Annotated in this window: 11 protein-coding genes and 1 tRNA gene; 7 read left to right on the top strand and 5 right to left on the bottom strand. The window is 66.4% G+C overall.

The genetic code is table 11. The annotated features are described in order from the left end of the window. Positions 1-5411: non-ribosomal peptide synthetase (locus A5747_RS16510; protein ID WP_142245620.1), on the top strand; the 5411-nt coding region annotated here is incomplete at its 5' end. Between the two features lie 12 nt (positions 5412-5423). On the opposite strand, the gene A5747_RS16505 is transcribed toward A5747_RS16510, so the two are convergent. Next, complete coding sequence (locus A5747_RS16505) at positions 5424-6098, bottom strand: isoprenylcysteine carboxylmethyltransferase family protein (protein ID WP_076126098.1); 675 nt, start codon at positions 6096-6098, stop codon at positions 5424-5426. 250 nt (positions 6099-6348) lie between these two features. Here A5747_RS16505 and A5747_RS16500 point away from each other — a divergent pair, with 250 nt between their 5' ends. Next, entirely contained in the window at positions 6349-6537 is a 189-nt protein-coding gene (locus A5747_RS16500; protein WP_076126124.1) for a hypothetical protein, read from the top strand. A 208-nt stretch (positions 6538-6745) separates the two neighbouring features. Here the strand turns inward: A5747_RS16500 and A5747_RS16495 are convergent. Further along, positions 6746-6819, bottom strand: a tRNA-Leu gene (locus tag A5747_RS16495). A 126-nt stretch (positions 6820-6945) separates the two neighbouring features. Here A5747_RS16495 and A5747_RS16490 point away from each other — a divergent pair. Continuing rightward, on the top strand, positions 6946-7572 hold the full coding sequence (locus tag A5747_RS16490; RefSeq protein ID WP_139333166.1) for an ANTAR domain-containing response regulator: 627 nt from the start codon (positions 6946-6948) through the stop codon (positions 7570-7572). Positions 7573-7663: 91 nt separating this feature from the next. On the opposite strand, the gene A5747_RS16485 is transcribed toward A5747_RS16490, so the two are convergent. Together A5747_RS16485 and A5747_RS16480 are read right to left on the bottom strand one after the other, a co-directional pair. Continuing rightward, entirely contained in the window at positions 7664-8866 is a 1203-nt protein-coding gene (locus A5747_RS16485; RefSeq protein WP_076126094.1) for a lipid-transfer protein, read from the bottom strand. After that, entirely contained in the window at positions 8863-9306 is a 444-nt protein-coding gene (locus A5747_RS16480; RefSeq protein WP_076126092.1) for a Zn-ribbon domain-containing OB-fold protein, read from the bottom strand. Before A5747_RS16480 ends, A5747_RS16485 begins: the two co-directional genes overlap by 4 nt. 124 nt (positions 9307-9430) lie before the next feature. Between A5747_RS16480 and A5747_RS16475 the strand changes: the two genes are divergently transcribed. The 4 genes from A5747_RS16475 to coaE all read left to right on the top strand — a co-directional run bounded on the left by A5747_RS16475 (position 9431) and on the right by coaE (position 15227). Next, positions 9431-9718, top strand: a complete 288-nt coding sequence (locus tag A5747_RS16475) for a putative quinol monooxygenase (protein WP_076126090.1) — start codon at positions 9431-9433, stop codon at positions 9716-9718. 68 nt (positions 9719-9786) lie between these two features. Next, entirely contained in the window at positions 9787-12471 is a 2685-nt protein-coding gene (polA, locus tag A5747_RS16470; protein WP_142245621.1) for a DNA polymerase I, read from the top strand. Between the two features lie 119 nt (positions 12472-12590). Further along, on the top strand, positions 12591-14036 hold the full coding sequence (rpsA, locus tag A5747_RS16465) for a 30S ribosomal protein S1 (protein WP_076064799.1): 1446 nt from the start codon (positions 12591-12593) through the stop codon (positions 14034-14036). Between the two features lie 12 nt (positions 14037-14048). Next, positions 14049-15227, top strand: coding sequence for a dephospho-CoA kinase (coaE, locus tag A5747_RS16460; protein WP_076126084.1), 1179 nt, complete (start codon positions 14049-14051; stop codon positions 15225-15227). 5 nt (positions 15228-15232) lie between these two features. Here coaE and A5747_RS16455 read toward each other — a convergent pair whose 3' ends face one another. Then, positions 15233-15649: a hypothetical protein gene (locus A5747_RS16455; RefSeq protein WP_076126082.1), complete on the bottom strand. Its 417-nt coding sequence runs from the start codon at positions 15647-15649 to the stop codon at positions 15233-15235. Positions 15650-15652 lie beyond the last annotated feature (3 nt).

The following is a 15652-nucleotide window of genomic DNA, read 5'->3' as shown; positions in this document are numbered from 1 at the left end:
TCAGCGCCAGTAACGATGTGGCGGTGGGCTTCCCGATCGCGGGACGGCGTGACCCGGCGCTCGACGGGCTGATCGGATTCTTCGTCAACACGTTGGTGTTGCGCGTGGATCTGGCCGGAGATCCCACCGCCGCAGAGGTCATGGCCCAGGTGCGGCGCCGCAGCCTGGCCGCCTATGAACACCAGGACGTGCCGTTCGAGGTGCTTGTCGATCGGCTCAACCCCACCCGAAGCCTCGCTCATCATCCGCTGGTGCAGGTGATGCTGGCCTGGCAGAACCTGCCCGGACACCTCGGCGAGGCCACCGGATTGGCATTGGGCGATTTACAGGTCACCCAGTTGCCGGTAGATACCCACACCGCCCGCACCGATCTGTCGTTGTCGTTGGCCGAACGCTGGACCGATGACGGTGAGCCCGCCGGGATCGCGGGGTCGGTGGAATTTCGCACCGACGTGTTCGACACCCCCACGATCCAGACCCTGATCGGACGCTTGCAGCGGGTGCTGGAGGCAATGACCGCCGAACCCACCCGTCGGTTGTCGTCGGTGGATGTGCTCGATGCTGCCGAGCGCGCCCGCCTCGACGAGATCGGTAACCGAAAGACGCTGACCCAGCCCGCATCCGCGCCGGCATCGATCCCAACATTGTTCGGCGCGCAAGTCGTGCGCGCACCCGAATCGGTCGCGCTGACCTTCGCGGGCCGCACCCTGACCTATCGACAACTCGATGAGGCGGCAAACCGGTTGGCGCACTTGCTGATCGGTGCGGGTGCCGGCCCCGGTGAGTGTGTGGCGCTGCTGCTGCCGCGCTCCGCCGAGGCCGTCGTCGCGATGCTGGCGGTGCTCAAGGCCGGGGCGGCCTATCTGCCGATCGACCCGTCGCATCCCGACGCGCGAATCGCGTTCATGCTGACCGACGCCGCACCCATCGCCGCGATCACCACCACCGAGTTGGCCGGGCGGCTGAACGGCCATGAAGTGCTCATCGTCGATATCGACGACACCCGCGTCACGACCCAGCCCAGCACCGCACCACCCGCTCCGACCCCCGACGACGTCGCGTACCTGATTTACACCTCGGGCACCACCGGGGTGCCCAAAGGCGTGGCCGTCGCCCATCGCAATGTGAGCCGGCTGCTGGAGGCACTGGACGCCGACTTGGAGCTCTCGGGCCCCGGGGTGTGGACGCAGTGCCACTCCCATGCGTTCGACTTCTCGGTGTGGGAGATCTGGGGTGCGCTGTTGCACGGCGGGCGGCTGGTGGTGGTGCCCGAGGCTGTGACCCGATCGCCGGAAGACCTGCACGCCCTGCTGGTGGCCGAGCGGGTCACCGTGCTGAGCCAGACGCCGTCGGCGTTTTATGCGCTGCAGACCGTCGATGCGCTGGCGCCCGGGCGAGGGGATCGGCTCGAGCTCGAGGCGGTGGTGTTCGGCGGCGAAGCGCTCGACCCCCCGCGTCTTGGGTCGTGGCTGCATCATCACCCGGGATCGCCGCGCCTGATCAACATGTACGGCATCACCGAGACGACGGTGCATGCCTCGGTGCGCGAGATCGTCGACACCGACCTCGACAGCTACGCCAGTCCTATTGGGCTGCCGTTGGCCGACCTCGGCTTTTTTGTGCTCGATGGGTGGCTGCGGCCGGTGCCGGCTGGTGTGGTCGGCGAGTTGTTTGTGGCCGGGGCGGGGCTGGCGTATGGGTATGTCGGCCGCTCGGGGTTGACTGCGTCGCGGTTTGTGGCCTGCCCGTACGGGGCTCCCGGGGCGCGCATGTACCGCACCGGGGATTTGGTGCGCTGGGGCGCCGATGGCCAACTGCTATACGTGGGCCGCGCCGATGAGCAGGTCAAGGTTCGTGGGTATCGCATCGAACTCGGCGAAATCCAAACGGCCCTAACCGAACTCGATGGCGTCCAGCAGGCAGTCGTCATCGCCCGCGAAGACCGCCCCGGTGACAATCGCCTCGTCGGCTACGTCACCGGCATCGCCGATCCCGCTCAGTTGCGCACCGAACTGGCCGAACGGTTGCCGGCCTATATGGTGCCCGCGGCGGTGGTGGCGGTCGAGGCGATGCCGCTGACGCCGAACGGGAAACTCGACACCCGCGCCCTGCCCGCGCCCGAGTACTCCGATGGTGAGCGGTACCGTCCCCCGGGCAACCCGGTCGAGGAGATCCTGGCCGGCATCTATGCCCAAGCCCTCGGCGTGGAACGGGTCGGCATCGACGACGCATTCTTCGACCTGGGTGGCGACAGCATCTTGGCCATCCAGGTGGTGGCGCGGGCCCGCATTGCCGGAATTCGGTGCCGGCCGCGCGACATTTTCGTCGAGCAGACCGTGGCCCGGCTGGCGGCTGTGGTCGAAGTGGCCACCGGCGCGGGTGACGTGATCGATGCCGGCGTCGGGGCGGTGGTGCCGACCCCGATCATGCGCTGGCTGCAAGGCGTCGAGGGCCCGGTGGAGCAGTTCAACCAGACGATGGTCGTGCAGGCGCCCGCAGGGGTGACCGGGGCCGACGTGGTGGTGCTGCTGCAGGCATTGCTGGACCGCCATGCCATGTTGCGGCTGCGGGTCGACGACGACTGGTCGCTGACCGTGCCCGAGGCGGGATCGCTGGACGCCGGCGCCTGCCTGCAATCCGTCGACGCGTTGTCCGACGAGGCACTAGTGGCGGCGCGCGCTAGGTTGAACCCAGCCACCGGGACGATGCTCAGCGCGCTGTGGGTCGCCGGTACGGGCCAGTTGGCATTGATCATTCACCATCTAGCCGTCGACGGAGTGTCCTGGCGAATCCTGTTGGAGGACCTCAACATTGCCTGGGCGCAGCATCGCGGTGGGCAACCGGTGGTGTTGCCGGCGGGCGGGACATCGTTCGCGCGGTGGGCCTCGCTGCTGGCCGAGCACGCGCGGGCCCCGCAAGTCGTGAACCAGGCCACGATGTGGCGCCCTGTGGCGACGACCCCAGCGATATTGCCGCCGGTGCAACCCGAGACGGACACCTATGCGAGCGCCGGGCACCTGTCGTTGGAGCTGGATGCCGAGACGACACGGATGCTGCTCGGTGAGGTCCCGGCGGCGTTTCACGCTGGGGTGCAAGACATTTTGCTGATCGCGTTCGCTTTGGCGTGGGCGCAGATGATGGGCACCGGCAGCGCGCCGATCGGCATCGCGGTGGAGGGGCACGGGCGCCACGAGGAACTGGCCGCCGAGGTTGACCTGACCCGCACGGTGGGGTGGTTCACCACCAAATTCCCGGTGGCGCTCACAGTCGGCGGGCTGTCCTGGGCGCAGGTCCTGGGCGGCGAGGCCGCGCTGGGGGCGGTGATCAAAGACGCCAAAGAGCAGCTCCGCGCCCATCCGGACGGATTGACGTATGGTCTGCTGCGCTACCTGAACGCCGATGTCGACTTGGCCGGGTCCGACCCGGCGATCGGGTTCAACTATCTCGGGCGCCTCGGCGCCCCGCCGGCCTACGCGTCCGGGGATGTGTGGCTGGTCAGCCAGGAAGGTTTGTCGGCAACCGGTGCGGCAGGGGCGATTTCGATGCCGTTGCCGCATACCGTCGAGCTGAACGCCGGCACCGTCGACACCGACAGCGGCCCGCAGCTGCACGCCAACTGGACCTGGGCGCCCTCGGCGTTGGATCACACCAAGGTCGGCCGGCTGGCCCGGTTGTGGTTCGACGCGCTGGCCGGCATCTGCGCACACGTGCGCGCTGGTGGGGGCGGGTTGACGCCGTCGGATATCGCGCCTGCCCGGATGACCCAACAGCAGATCGACGAGCTGCAGCGGGATTACCCGATCGCCGACGTCCTGCCGTTGACGCCCCTGCAGCAGGGGTTGCTCTTTCACGCCAGAGCGGCGCGGGGCTCCGGCGATGATGCGTATGCGGTGCAGTTCGGAATCACCGTGACCGGCGAGCTCGATCAGCACCGGCTGCGCGCCGCGGCGCACGCCGTCGTCGGCCGCCACCCCAACCTGGCGGCGCGATACCTGGAGCGTTTCGACGAGCCGGTGCAGATCATCCCGGCCAATCCCGAGGTGCCCTGGCGGTACGTCGAATTCGACGGCGGCGATATCGAGGAGCGGATCGACCGGTTCTGCGCGGCCGAGCGCGCGGCCGTGCGCGATCTGATCGACGAGCCGCCTTTCCGGGTCGCGTTGATCCGCATCGCGCCACAGCGGCACCGCATCGTGTTGACCAATCACCACATCGCACTCGACGGCTGGTCGACGCCGATCCTGCTGGCGGAAATCTTCGCCGGCTACCAGGGGCAGCGGCTGCCAGCGCCGGTGCCGTATCGCAGCTTCCTAGCCTGGCTGGCCGATCGTGACCTTGACGCCGCCCGCGCGTCCTGGCGCGAGGTGTTGGCCGGGGTTGACGCACCCACGCTGGTGGGACCGCCCGATCGACTGGGCTTGGGGCCGCGGACCGTCGCGTCGTTCCGCGTGCCCGAGCCCACCACCCGCGCCGTCAGCGAGCTGGCCCGGTCGCGCCACACGACGGTCAACACCGTGCTACAGGGTGCGTGGGCGCAGCTACTCATGTGGCTGACCGGTCAGCGCGATGTCGTCTTCGGTGCCGTGGTCTCGGGTCGGCCGGCTGAGCTGGCCGGCGTGGAGTCGATGGTGGGATTGTTGATCAACACGGTGCCGGTGCGGGCGCACATCACGCCGGCGACCACCGCCGTCGACCTGATCGACGAGCTGCACAGCGGCAACGCTAAAACCATTGAGCACCAACATCTTTCACTTAGCGAGATCCATCGCATCGCCGGTCACGATCAGCTGTTCGACACCGTTTTCGTCTACGAGAACTATCCGACCGACACCGCGGCATCGGTGGGCGCCGACGAGCTGGCCATCGGTGAGCTGCCCAACCGCGACTATTACCACTACCCGCTCACGATCCAGGCTGGGCCGGGCCCGGAATTGCAGCTGCGCGTTCAATATCGCACCGACGTTTTCGCCATCGCTGGTGTCGAAGCGTTGATGGACCGGTTTACGCGAGTGTTGGCCGCCATGACCGCAGAGCCGGAGCGCCCGCTGTCGTCACTCGATGACGGTGAGCGCGCCTGGGCCAACCGGATGGTGGCGACGCGGCCCGCCACGGTGTCGGCGCAAGAGCGTCATGAGGCCGGCGAGGGCGCTCCGACGACTGTGGTCGAGGAGATGCTGGCCGACATCTACGCGCACGTGCTCGGGATAGACCGCGTCGGAGTCGACGACTCATTTTTCGACCTGGGCGGGGATTCGCTGTCGGCGATGCGCGCGATCGCCGCGATCAACGCGGCCCTGGGTATCGACCTCGCGGTGTCCACCCTGTTCGAAGCGCCGTCGGTTCGACTTCTCAGCCAGCAGGCGAACCCGGCAACGAGAAGTTCAAGTGGCGAGCCGGCCGGCAACTTGTAAGGCGGGCGGCTGTCACCACATCAGTGGGACCAGGCGATAGCGAACCTTCTGTGTGTACGAGCGGTATCCCTCCAATTCCTTTCGGAGAAGGGCTTCTTCGTCGCGGATGCGCAGACCGAGCACGATGACGCCGGGTATCACGAAGGCGAGGCCCCAGTAGGAGCCGAGCGCAAGGGGGATGCCGGCCATCATGATCACGTTGCCGGTGTACATGGGGTGGCGCACCAGCCCGTACAGCCCGGTGGACGCCAGCTTCTGGTCCGCCTCCACTTGGACGGTCGTGGCCGCGTAGCTGTTCTGGATGACCACCAGCATCACCACACTCAGCCCGACGACTACGAGAACATCGCCGACCAAGCAGATGGCGGTGGGCACCGTCGACCAGCCGAAGCGATGGTCGACGGCGCTGAGCACAATCGCCGCCGCGAGCGACAGATACCAGCCGACGATGATGACCTTCTGCACGGGCCGGGTCTCCGCGGTTGGCCCGCCCCGCGTTCGCCTTTCGAGTGCTTCGGGATTGGTGCGCAACAAGTAGATGCCGGGGATCCACGTCGACAGGGACGACGCCGCGAGGAATACCCATGCTTGCCAGTAGTTGAGAGTGCCGGCCGTCCCAAACAAGATCAAGCCGAAGACGACCGGGTCGAGCAGGCCGAATAGCAACCTCTTAATAACCGAATTCAACCGAGCCTCCCTATCATGCGTACCGCACGCTAACAGGTGACGCCGCGGCACCGGGAAGCCGCCGGGAGTTGCGTTCAGCCGCGCGTGATCGCTGCCCAGCCGCCGAGCCGAGTAATTGTCGGCCGTCTGCCCCGCGTGGGTGGCAAAAAAGATTTTGAAAAAAAGGGTTTAGAACGTATTGACCCGGGTTATTCCACACGCGTTTGATTGAGCTATTGCACACGTGTTCGGCAGGGCAAAGGGGTGCGGTATGGCTGGCTTCAAGAGAATCATTGTCGTGTTGATCCTCACCCTCACCGCCCTGCTGGCGAGCAGCTGCGCCGGGTGTAATGGGGCCACGTCATTCCTACGCGTAGCAACCGATTCCATCCAGAATGATCCGATGGCAGTAAATGTCGTGCATGCAGAAGAACAGGTCTGCGTCGCCCATTCGAGCTAGTCGTTTTGCGCGGTCGTTCCGCGCGGTTATCAGGGCTCAAATGTCCAATCTTGAATTCGCCTACGGAGCCACTTTTAAAACAATTTGCTGACCAATTGCCGGCCTTGCCTTACCGCAGGTTCGTAAAACCCGGCAGAACGATGCAGTTGGTCGGATCACTGGCGCGTCACGAGACTCAGGTCTTTGAGGGCACGGCGCCAGTTTGGGGTGCCCTCGGTGGGATTCGAACCCACACTGGACGGGTTTTGAGTCCGTTTCCTCTGCCAGTTGGGATACGAGGGCTTGATTCTGCTTGAGTTCGGCCTCCTACCTTAGAGGCAGCCTCCCACCATAGAGGATTCGGCGTGGGCACCGGTCTGACCCGCCCCGAGGTCGTCGGCCTCGCGGGTTCACGACACAATGTGCGTCATGACAGGCCCCACGACCGACACCGACGCCGCCGTGCCGCGCCGGGTCCTGATCGCGGAAGACGAAGCGCTCATCCGCATGGACCTGGCCGAGATGCTGCGAGAGGAGGGCTACGAAATCGTCGGCGAGGCCGGCGACGGCCAGGAGGCCGTCGAACTGGCCGAGCAGCATAAGCCCGATCTGGTGATCATGGACGTCAAGATGCCGCGCCGCGACGGGATCGACGCGGCGTCGGAAATCGCCAGCAAGCGCATCGCGCCGATCGTGGTGCTGACCGCGTTCAGCCAGCGCGATCTGGTCGAGCGGGCCCGCGATGCCGGCGCGATGGCGTACCTGGTGAAGCCATTCACCATCAGCGACCTAATTCCGGCCATCGAATTGGCGGTCAGCCGGTTCGGCGAGATCGCCGAGTTAGAAAAGGAAGTGGCGACACTGTCCGACCGGCTGGAGACCCGCAAGCTGGTCGAACGCGCCAAGGGCCTGCTGCAGACAAAGCAGGGCATGACCGAGCCGGAGGCCTTCAAGTGGATTCAGCGTGCCGCCATGGACCGGCGGACCACCATGAAACGGGTCGCCGAAGTCGTCCTGGAAACCCTCGGGGACGCCCCCGCCGAAGAGTCCAAGTAGCCGTTCGCTATCGAGCGTGCGCTGACGGCGTCGAGTGTGCGCCCTGGTCGCCCAGCTTGCACACTCAGTGGGAGGAGACGGGCAGGGGCCGCTATCGCGCGACGATCACCGACGAACCGTGTCCGAACAGTCCCTGGTTGGCGGTGACGCCCACCGTGGCGTCCTCCACCTGCCGGCCGGTGGCCTGGCCACGCAGCTGCCACGTCAACTCGCAGACCTGAGCGATCGCCTGGGCGGGGATGGCCTCGCCGAAACAGGCCAGTCCGCCCGACGGGTTGACCGGGATCTTGCCGCCGATGGTGGTCGTACCGCTGCGCAGCAGCGCCTCGGCCTCGCCCTTGGCGCACAGCCCCAGGTGCTCGTACCAGTCGAGCTCCAGCGCGGTGGATAGGTCATAGACCTCGGCCAGGCTCAGGTCCTCGGGCCCGATGCCCGCCTCGGCGTAGGCCGCGTCAAGGATCTGATCCTTGAACACCCGCTCCGGTGCGGCCACAACAGCGGTGGAATCCGTTGCGATGTCCGGTAATTCGGGCAGGTGCTGCGGGTAGCGCGGGGTGACGGTGCTGATCGCGCGCACCGAGGGCACCCCGTCCAGCGAGCCGAGATGTTCGCGGGCGAACCTGGCGCTGGCGACAATGAGCGCCGCGGCACCGTCGGAGGTGGCGCAGATGTCGAGCTGCCGAAGCGGGTCGGAGACCACCGGGCTGGCCAGCACGTCCTCGACCGAGGACTCCTTGCGGTAGCGTGCATTCGGGTTCTGCAGGCCGTGCTGAGAGTTCTTGACCTTCACTTGAGCGAAGTCCTCCGACGTCGCCCCGTACAAGTCCATCCGCCGGCGCGCCAGCAGCGCGAAGTACACCGGGTTCATCGCGCCGATCAGGTGGAACCGCTGCCAGTCGGGGTCGTTCTTGCGTTCACCGCCGACTGGAGCGAACGCGCCTTTGGGAGTGGTGTCGGCGCCGATGACCAGCGCGACGTCGCAGAATCCGGCCAGGATGTGGGCGCGGGCGCTCTGCAGCGCCTGCGAACCGCTGGCGCAGGCGGCGTAGCTCGAGCTGACCGGCACGCCGTTCCAGCCGAGCTTCTGTGCGAACGTCGACCCCGCGATAAAGCCCGGGTAGCCGTTGCGGATAGTGTCGGCGCCGGCAACCAGCTGGATCTGTTGCCAATCCAGCCCAGCCTCCGCCAGCGCGGCCCGCGCTGCGATCACACCGTATTCGGTGAAATCACGGCCCCATTTGCCCCAGGGGTGCATTCCGGCGCCGAGAATGTACAGCGGTTCGGGAGTGCTCATGAGGCCACCTTCCAGGCGTGCACGAGGCGCTCGACGCCGTCATCATCGGTGAACAGCGGCATGGTGGTCAGTTCCATCTGCATGCCGACCTTCAGGTCCGCCGCCAGCGTGCCCTCGACGACCTTGCCGAGCACGATGATTCCCTCGTTGGCCAGCTCGACCGCGGCGATGGCGAACGGTTCGAACGGGTCCGCCGCGGGGTAGGGCGCGGGCGGGGGATACCGATTTTCGGTGTAGCTCCACAGCGTCCCGTGGGTCGACAACGCGACGGACTCCAGGGTGTCGCTGGCGCACCCTGGGTTCGGGCAGTTGTTCTCCCTGGGCGGGAAAACATATGTGCCGCACGCGGGGCACTTGCTGCCGATCAGATGGGGATTTCCGGCGTCGTCGGCGGCGAACCAGCCGTCGATCGCGGCTTGTGTACTGGTGACCTCTGGCACTCGGTCAGACTACCCAGCCCAAACACAAAACTGAAACGTGTTGCAGTTCTGCCGCGGGGCTGCGCCGATGACTTCGGCGGGCCCCGGCGGTCATACCGGTGTGAGCCGAGCGAAGGAGAGCCCCATGGTGATCGTCGCGGGATACCTTGTCGTCGAGCCGCAGCGGCGAGCCGAATATCTGGCCGGATGCGCGGCCGTCGTGCGTCAAGCCCGCCGAACGCCGGGCTGCCTCGACTTCGCGATCAGCGCCGACCTGCTCGATCCGAGTCGCATCGCCATCTTCGAACGCTGGGAGTCGCGGTCCGCCGTCGATGCGTTCCGCGGCAGCGGACCCAGTGATGAACAGCAAGGCTTGATCGTGTGCGCGTCGGTTTCCGAGTACGACGTGGGCGCCGAGCGGCGGCTCACTTGATGTCACGAGTGGTGCCTAGAGTGTGAGCCGTGAGCACCGCCAGCGAGGAACAGACCAAGCCGACGCTGATGCTGCTGGACGGCAATTCACTGGCTTTCCGCGCGTTCTACGCGCTGCCCGCCGAGAACTTCAAGACCCGCGGCGGGCTGACCACCAACGCGGTATACGGATTCACCGCGATGCTGATCAACCTGCTCCGCGACGAGGCCCCGACGCACATCGCCGCCGCGTTCGACGTGTCACGGCAGACCTTCCGTTCCGAGCGCTACCCCGAATACAAGGCCAACCGATCCTCGACGCCCGACGAGTTCCACGGACAGATCGACATCACCAAGGAAGTGCTGGGCGCACTTGGCATCACGGTGCTCGCGGAACCGGGATTCGAAGCCGACGACCTCATCGCCACACTGGCCACCCAGGCCGAAAACGAGGGATACCGCGTGCTGGTGGTCACCGGTGACCGCGACTCCCTGCAGTTGGTCAGCGACGACGTGACGGTGCTGTACCCGCGCAAGGGCGTCAGCGAGCTCACCCGCTTCACCCCCGATGCCGTCGTCGAGAAGTACGGGCTGACCCCGGCGCAATATCCCGACTTCGCCGCCCTGCGCGGCGACCCCAGCGACAACCTGCCCGGCATCCCCGGCGTGGGGGAGAAGACCGCCTCGAAATGGATCGTCGAATACGGCTCGCTGCAGGGGTTGGTCGACAACGTCGAGTCGGTGCGCGGCAAGGTGGGCGACGCGTTGCGCGCGCATCTGGCCAGCGTGGTGCGCAACCGGGAGCTCACCGACCTGGTGAAAGACGTGCCGCTGGCGCAGACCCCGGACACGCTGCGGCTGCAGCCGTGGGACCGCGACCAGATCCACCGGCTCTTCGACGACCTGGAATTCCGGGTGTTGCGTGACCGCCTGTTCGACACGCTGGCCGCCGTCGAGCCCGAGGTCGACGAGGGTTTCGACGTGCGCGGCGGCGCGCTGGACGCCGGCACCGTAGGACAGTGGCTTGCCGAGCACGCCAGCGACGGGCGCCGCTGCGGGCTGGCGGTCGTCGGTACGCACCTGCCCTACGAGGGCGACGCCACCGCGCTGGCCATCGCCGCCGCCGACGGGGAAGGCGCGTACGTCGACACCGCGACCTTGACCCCCGACGACGACGCCGCGCTGGGGGCGTGGCTCGCCGATCCCGCGAAACCCAAAGCGCTGCATGAGGCGAAGCTGGCCATGCACGACCTGTGGGGCCGCGGCTGGACGCTGAGCGGCGTCACGTCCGACACCGCGCTGGCGGCCTACGTGGTGCGGCCGGGTCAACGCAGCTTCACCCTGGACGACCTGTCGCTGCGCTACCTGCGTCGCGAACTGCGCGCGGAAACACCCGAGCAGCAACAACTTTCGCTGCTCGACGACTTGGACGAGGCGGGCGGCGTCGACGAGCAAGCCGTCCAGACGGTGATCCTGCGGGCCCGCGCGGTGGTGGATCTGGCCGATGCGCTGAACGCCGAGCTGGAGCGCATCGACTCGACGGCATTGCTGGCCGAGATGGAGCTGCCCGTTCAGCAGGTGCTGGCGCACATGGAAAACGCCGGCATCGCAGTGGATTTGCGGCTGCTGACCGAACTGCAGAGCCAATTCGGCGACCAGATCCGCGATGCCGCGGAGGCCGCGTACGCCGTCATCGGCAAGCAGATCAATCTGGGCTCACCGAAACAGTTGCAGGTGGTGCTGTTCGACGAGCTGGGCATGCCGAAGACCAAACGAACCAAGACCGGCTACACCACCGATGCCGATGCCCTGCAATCGCTGTTCGACAAGACCGAACATCCGTTCTTGCAACACCTGCTCGCCCACCGCGACGTCACCCGGCTGAAGGTCACCGTCGACGGGTTGCTCAATTCGGTGGCCGGCGACGGGCGCATCCACACCACGTTCAACCAGACCATCGCGGCGACCGGCAGGTTGTCGTCGACGGAGCCCAACCTGCAGAACATCCCGATCCGCACCGACGCCGGCCGCCAGATCCGGGATGCGTTCGTGGTCGGCAAGGGGCCCGATGGCCCGATGGCCGAGCTGATGACGGCCGACTACAGCCAGATCGAGATGCGAATCATGGCGCACCTGTCCCGCGATGCAGGCCTCATCGAGGCGTTCAACACCGGCGAGGACCTGCACTCGTTCGTCGCTTCACGCGCTTTTGGCGTGCCGATCGAGGAAGTCACCGCCGAATTGCGCCGCCGGGTGAAGGCGATGTCGTACGGATTGGCCTACGGGCTCAGCGCATATGGCTTGGCCGCCCAACTGAAGATCTCCACCGAGGAGGCGAAAGTCCAGATGGACCAATACTTCGCCCGATTCGGCGGAGTGCGCGACTACCTGATGGACGTCGTGGAGCAGGCCCGCAAGGACGGCTACACCTCAACGGTATTGGGCCGTCGGCGTTATCTTCCCGAGCTGGACAGCAGCAATCGACAGGTACGCGAGGCCGCCGAGCGGGCGGCGCTCAACGCGCCGATCCAGGGCAGCGCGGCCGACATCATCAAGGTGGCGATGATCGAAGTCGACAAGGCGATCAAGGACGCCGGGCTCTCGTCGCGCATGCTTTTGCAGGTCCACGACGAATTGCTGTTCGAAATCGCCCCTGGCGAGCACGAACAGGTCGAAGCGCTGGCACGCGAAAAGATGGGCGGCGCCTACCCGCTGGACGTCCCGCTGGAGGTCTCGGTGGGCTACGGTCGCAGCTGGGACTCAGCGGCGCACTGAAGCCGGATTAGCGCCGCATTACAGCCCGAGTTTGTCCAGCTTGTGCCCTGTCGAGTAGCCTCAACAGGTAAATCCCGAATTGTCCCTACGACCCCACCTGTCCGGAGCAACCCAACAACATGCCGAGTCCCGCCGTCACCTCGCCCCAAGTAGCCGTCAACGACATCGGTTCCAGCGAGGACTTTCTTGCCGCAATAGACAAAACGATCAAGTACTTCAACGATGGCGACATCGTCGAAGGCACCATCGTCAAAGTTGACCGGGACGAGGTGCTCCTCGACATCGGCTACAAGACCGAAGGGGTCATCCCCGCCCGCGAGCTCTCCATCAAGCACGATGTCGACCCCAACGAGGTCGTTTCCGTGGGAGACGAAGTCGAGGCCCTGGTTCTCACCAAGGAGGACAAAGAGGGCCGGCTGATTCTGTCCAAGAAGCGCGCCCAGTACGAGCGCGCCTGGGGCACCATCGAGGCGCTCAAGGAGAAGGACGAGGCCGTCAAGGGCACCGTCATCGAGGTCGTCAAGGGCGGCCTGATCCTCGATATCGGGTTGCGCGGCTTCCTGCCCGCCTCGCTGGTCGAGATGCGCCGGGTGCGTGACCTACAGCCGTACATCGGCAAGGAGATCGAGGCCAAGATCATCGAGCTGGACAAGAACCGCAACAACGTGGTGCTGTCGCGGCGCGCATGGCTCGAGCAGACCCAGTCCGAGGTGCGCAGCGAGTTCCTCAACCAGCTGCAAAAGGGCGCCATCCGCAAGGGCGTGGTGTCCTCCATCGTCAACTTCGGCGCGTTCGTCGATCTTGGCGGTGTGGACGGCCTGGTGCACGTCTCCGAGTTGTCTTGGAAGCACATCGATCACCCGTCCGAGGTGGTCCAGGTCGGCGACGAGGTCACCGTCGAGGTGCTCGACGTCGACATGGATCGCGAGCGGGTTTCTTTGTCGCTCAAGGCGACTCAGGAAGACCCGTGGCGGCACTTCGCCCGCACCCACGCCATCGGCCAGATCGTGCCGGGCAAGGTCACCAAACTCGTTCCGTTCGGCGCGTTCGTCCGCGTCGAGGAGGGCATCGAGGGCCTGGTGCACATCTCCGAGCTTGCCGAGCGACACGTCGAGGTGCCGGACCAGGTGGTCGCCGTCGGCGACGACGCAATGGTCAAGGTCATCGACATCGACCTGGAGCGTCGCCGGATCTCGTTGTCGCTCAAGCAGGCTAACGAGGATTACACCGAGGAATTCGACCCCGCGAAGTACGGCATGGCCGACAGCTACGACGAGCAGGGCAACTACATCTTCCCCGAGGGCTTCGACCCGGACACCAACGAGTGGCTGGAAGGATTCGACGCCCAGCGCACCGAGTGGGAGGCGCGCTACGCCGAGGCGGAGCGCCGGCACAAGATGCACACCACGCAGATGGAGAAGTTCGCCGCAGCCGAGGCCGCCGCGCCCAGCGGTGGCGACCAGTCGCCAGGCAACGGCGCTCCCCCCGAGAAGGCCGCCGGAGGGTCGCTGGCCAGCGACGCCCAGCTGGCCGCGCTGCGCGAAAAGCTCGCCGGCAACGCATAATCGCGTTCACGGATGCTGCGCATCGGGTTGACCGGCGGCATCGGCGCCGGAAAATCCGCGCTGTCCGCCACGTTCGCGGAGTGCGGCGGGATCATCGTCGACGGCGACGTCATTGCGCGTGAGGTGGTGCAGCCCGGAACCGAGGGGCTTGCGTCGCTTGTCGACGCGTTCGGCGACGACATCCTGCTAGCCGACGGATCGTTGGATCGGCCGGCGTTGGCCGCCAAGGCTTTCGCCGACGACGACGCGCGCAAGAAGCTCAATGGGATCGTCCACCCGCTGGTGGGCAAGCGGCGCGCGGAGATCATCGCCGCGGTAGCTGAGGATGCCGTCGTCGTCGAAGACATCCCGCTGCTGGTGGAATCCGGGATGGCGCCGTTGTTCCCGCTGGTTGTCGTGGTGCATGCCGATGTCGAGTTGCGGGTGCGGCGGCTGGTCGAGCAACGCGGCATGTCCGAAGATGACGCCCGCGCCAGGATCGCCGCGCAGGCCGACGACGAACAGCGTCGGGCGGTCGCCGATGTGTGGCTGGACAATTCGGGCAGCCAGGCGGATTTGGTGCAGCGGGCGCGCGACGTATGGCATAACCGGATACTGCCGTTCGCCCATAACGTGGCGCAGCACCAGATCGCCCGGGCGCCGGCCCGGTTGGTGCCGGCCGACCCGGCCTGGCCCGACCAGTCGCGGCGTATCGTCGCCCGGCTGCAGACCGCCTGCGGCCACAAGGCGGTGCGGGTCGACCACATCGGATCGACCGCCGTGCCCGGCCTCGATGCGAAGGATGTCATCGACATCCAGATCACGGTCGAATCGTTGGCGGTGGCAGCCGAACTCGCCGAGCCGCTGCTGTCGGTCGGATATCCGCGCGTCGAGGGAATCACGCAGGACGTCGCCCACAGCGACGATCCCGCATTGTGGCGCAAGCGGTTTCACGCGTCGGCCGATCCCGGCCGGCCGACGAATGTGCATATCCGGGTGGATGGCTGGCCCAATCAGCAGTTCGCGCTGCTATTCGTGGATTGGCTGACGGCTAACCCCGACGCCCGCGCCGACTATCTGGCGGCCAAGCGCGACGCCGAAAAGCAAGGGAAAGGCGACACCGGGACGTACGTTGCCGCCAAGGAGCCGTGGTTTCTCGACGCGTATCGCCGCGCGTGGGAGTGGGCCGACTCAACGGGCTGGCGACCCTAGCCGTACTAACCGGGCAACGGCGCTCCGCATTGCAGCGCACCGCTATTGGGATCGGCATTGCCGAGCGCGGGCCTGACCATCTGGTCGGCTTGCGTGAAAACGTTGTCGTCGACGTCGATCTCGCAATGCACGTTCGCGGCGTACGGGAAACGAAGGACGATCCGGAGCCCGGCTTGCGCCGGATCGGGTAATACGGTGTTGGCTTCGAATACGTTGCCCGGCATCGAAGGAAGGCTGGTGGTGTTGGTCTGGCCGCCGTTGATCACGAAGGTGGCCTGGCTGCCCGTCGTCAGCGCATCGATCCTGGCGCGGTAGGTGATGTTGTGCAGGTCAGCCCGCGCAGTCGCCGGGCTGAGCTGCGCGCCGGCCGCAACCAGTGTCAGGGCGGCGATCGTCATCCACCTGCGCTTGCTAAGGCTCATAAC

The organism is Mycobacterium sp. IS-836 (assembly GCF_001954275.1).
Classification (GTDB): domain Bacteria; phylum Actinomycetota; class Actinomycetes; order Mycobacteriales; family Mycobacteriaceae; genus Mycobacterium.
The sequence above is the reverse complement of the archived record's forward strand: the minus strand, read 5'-3'. Positions and strand labels throughout refer to the sequence as shown.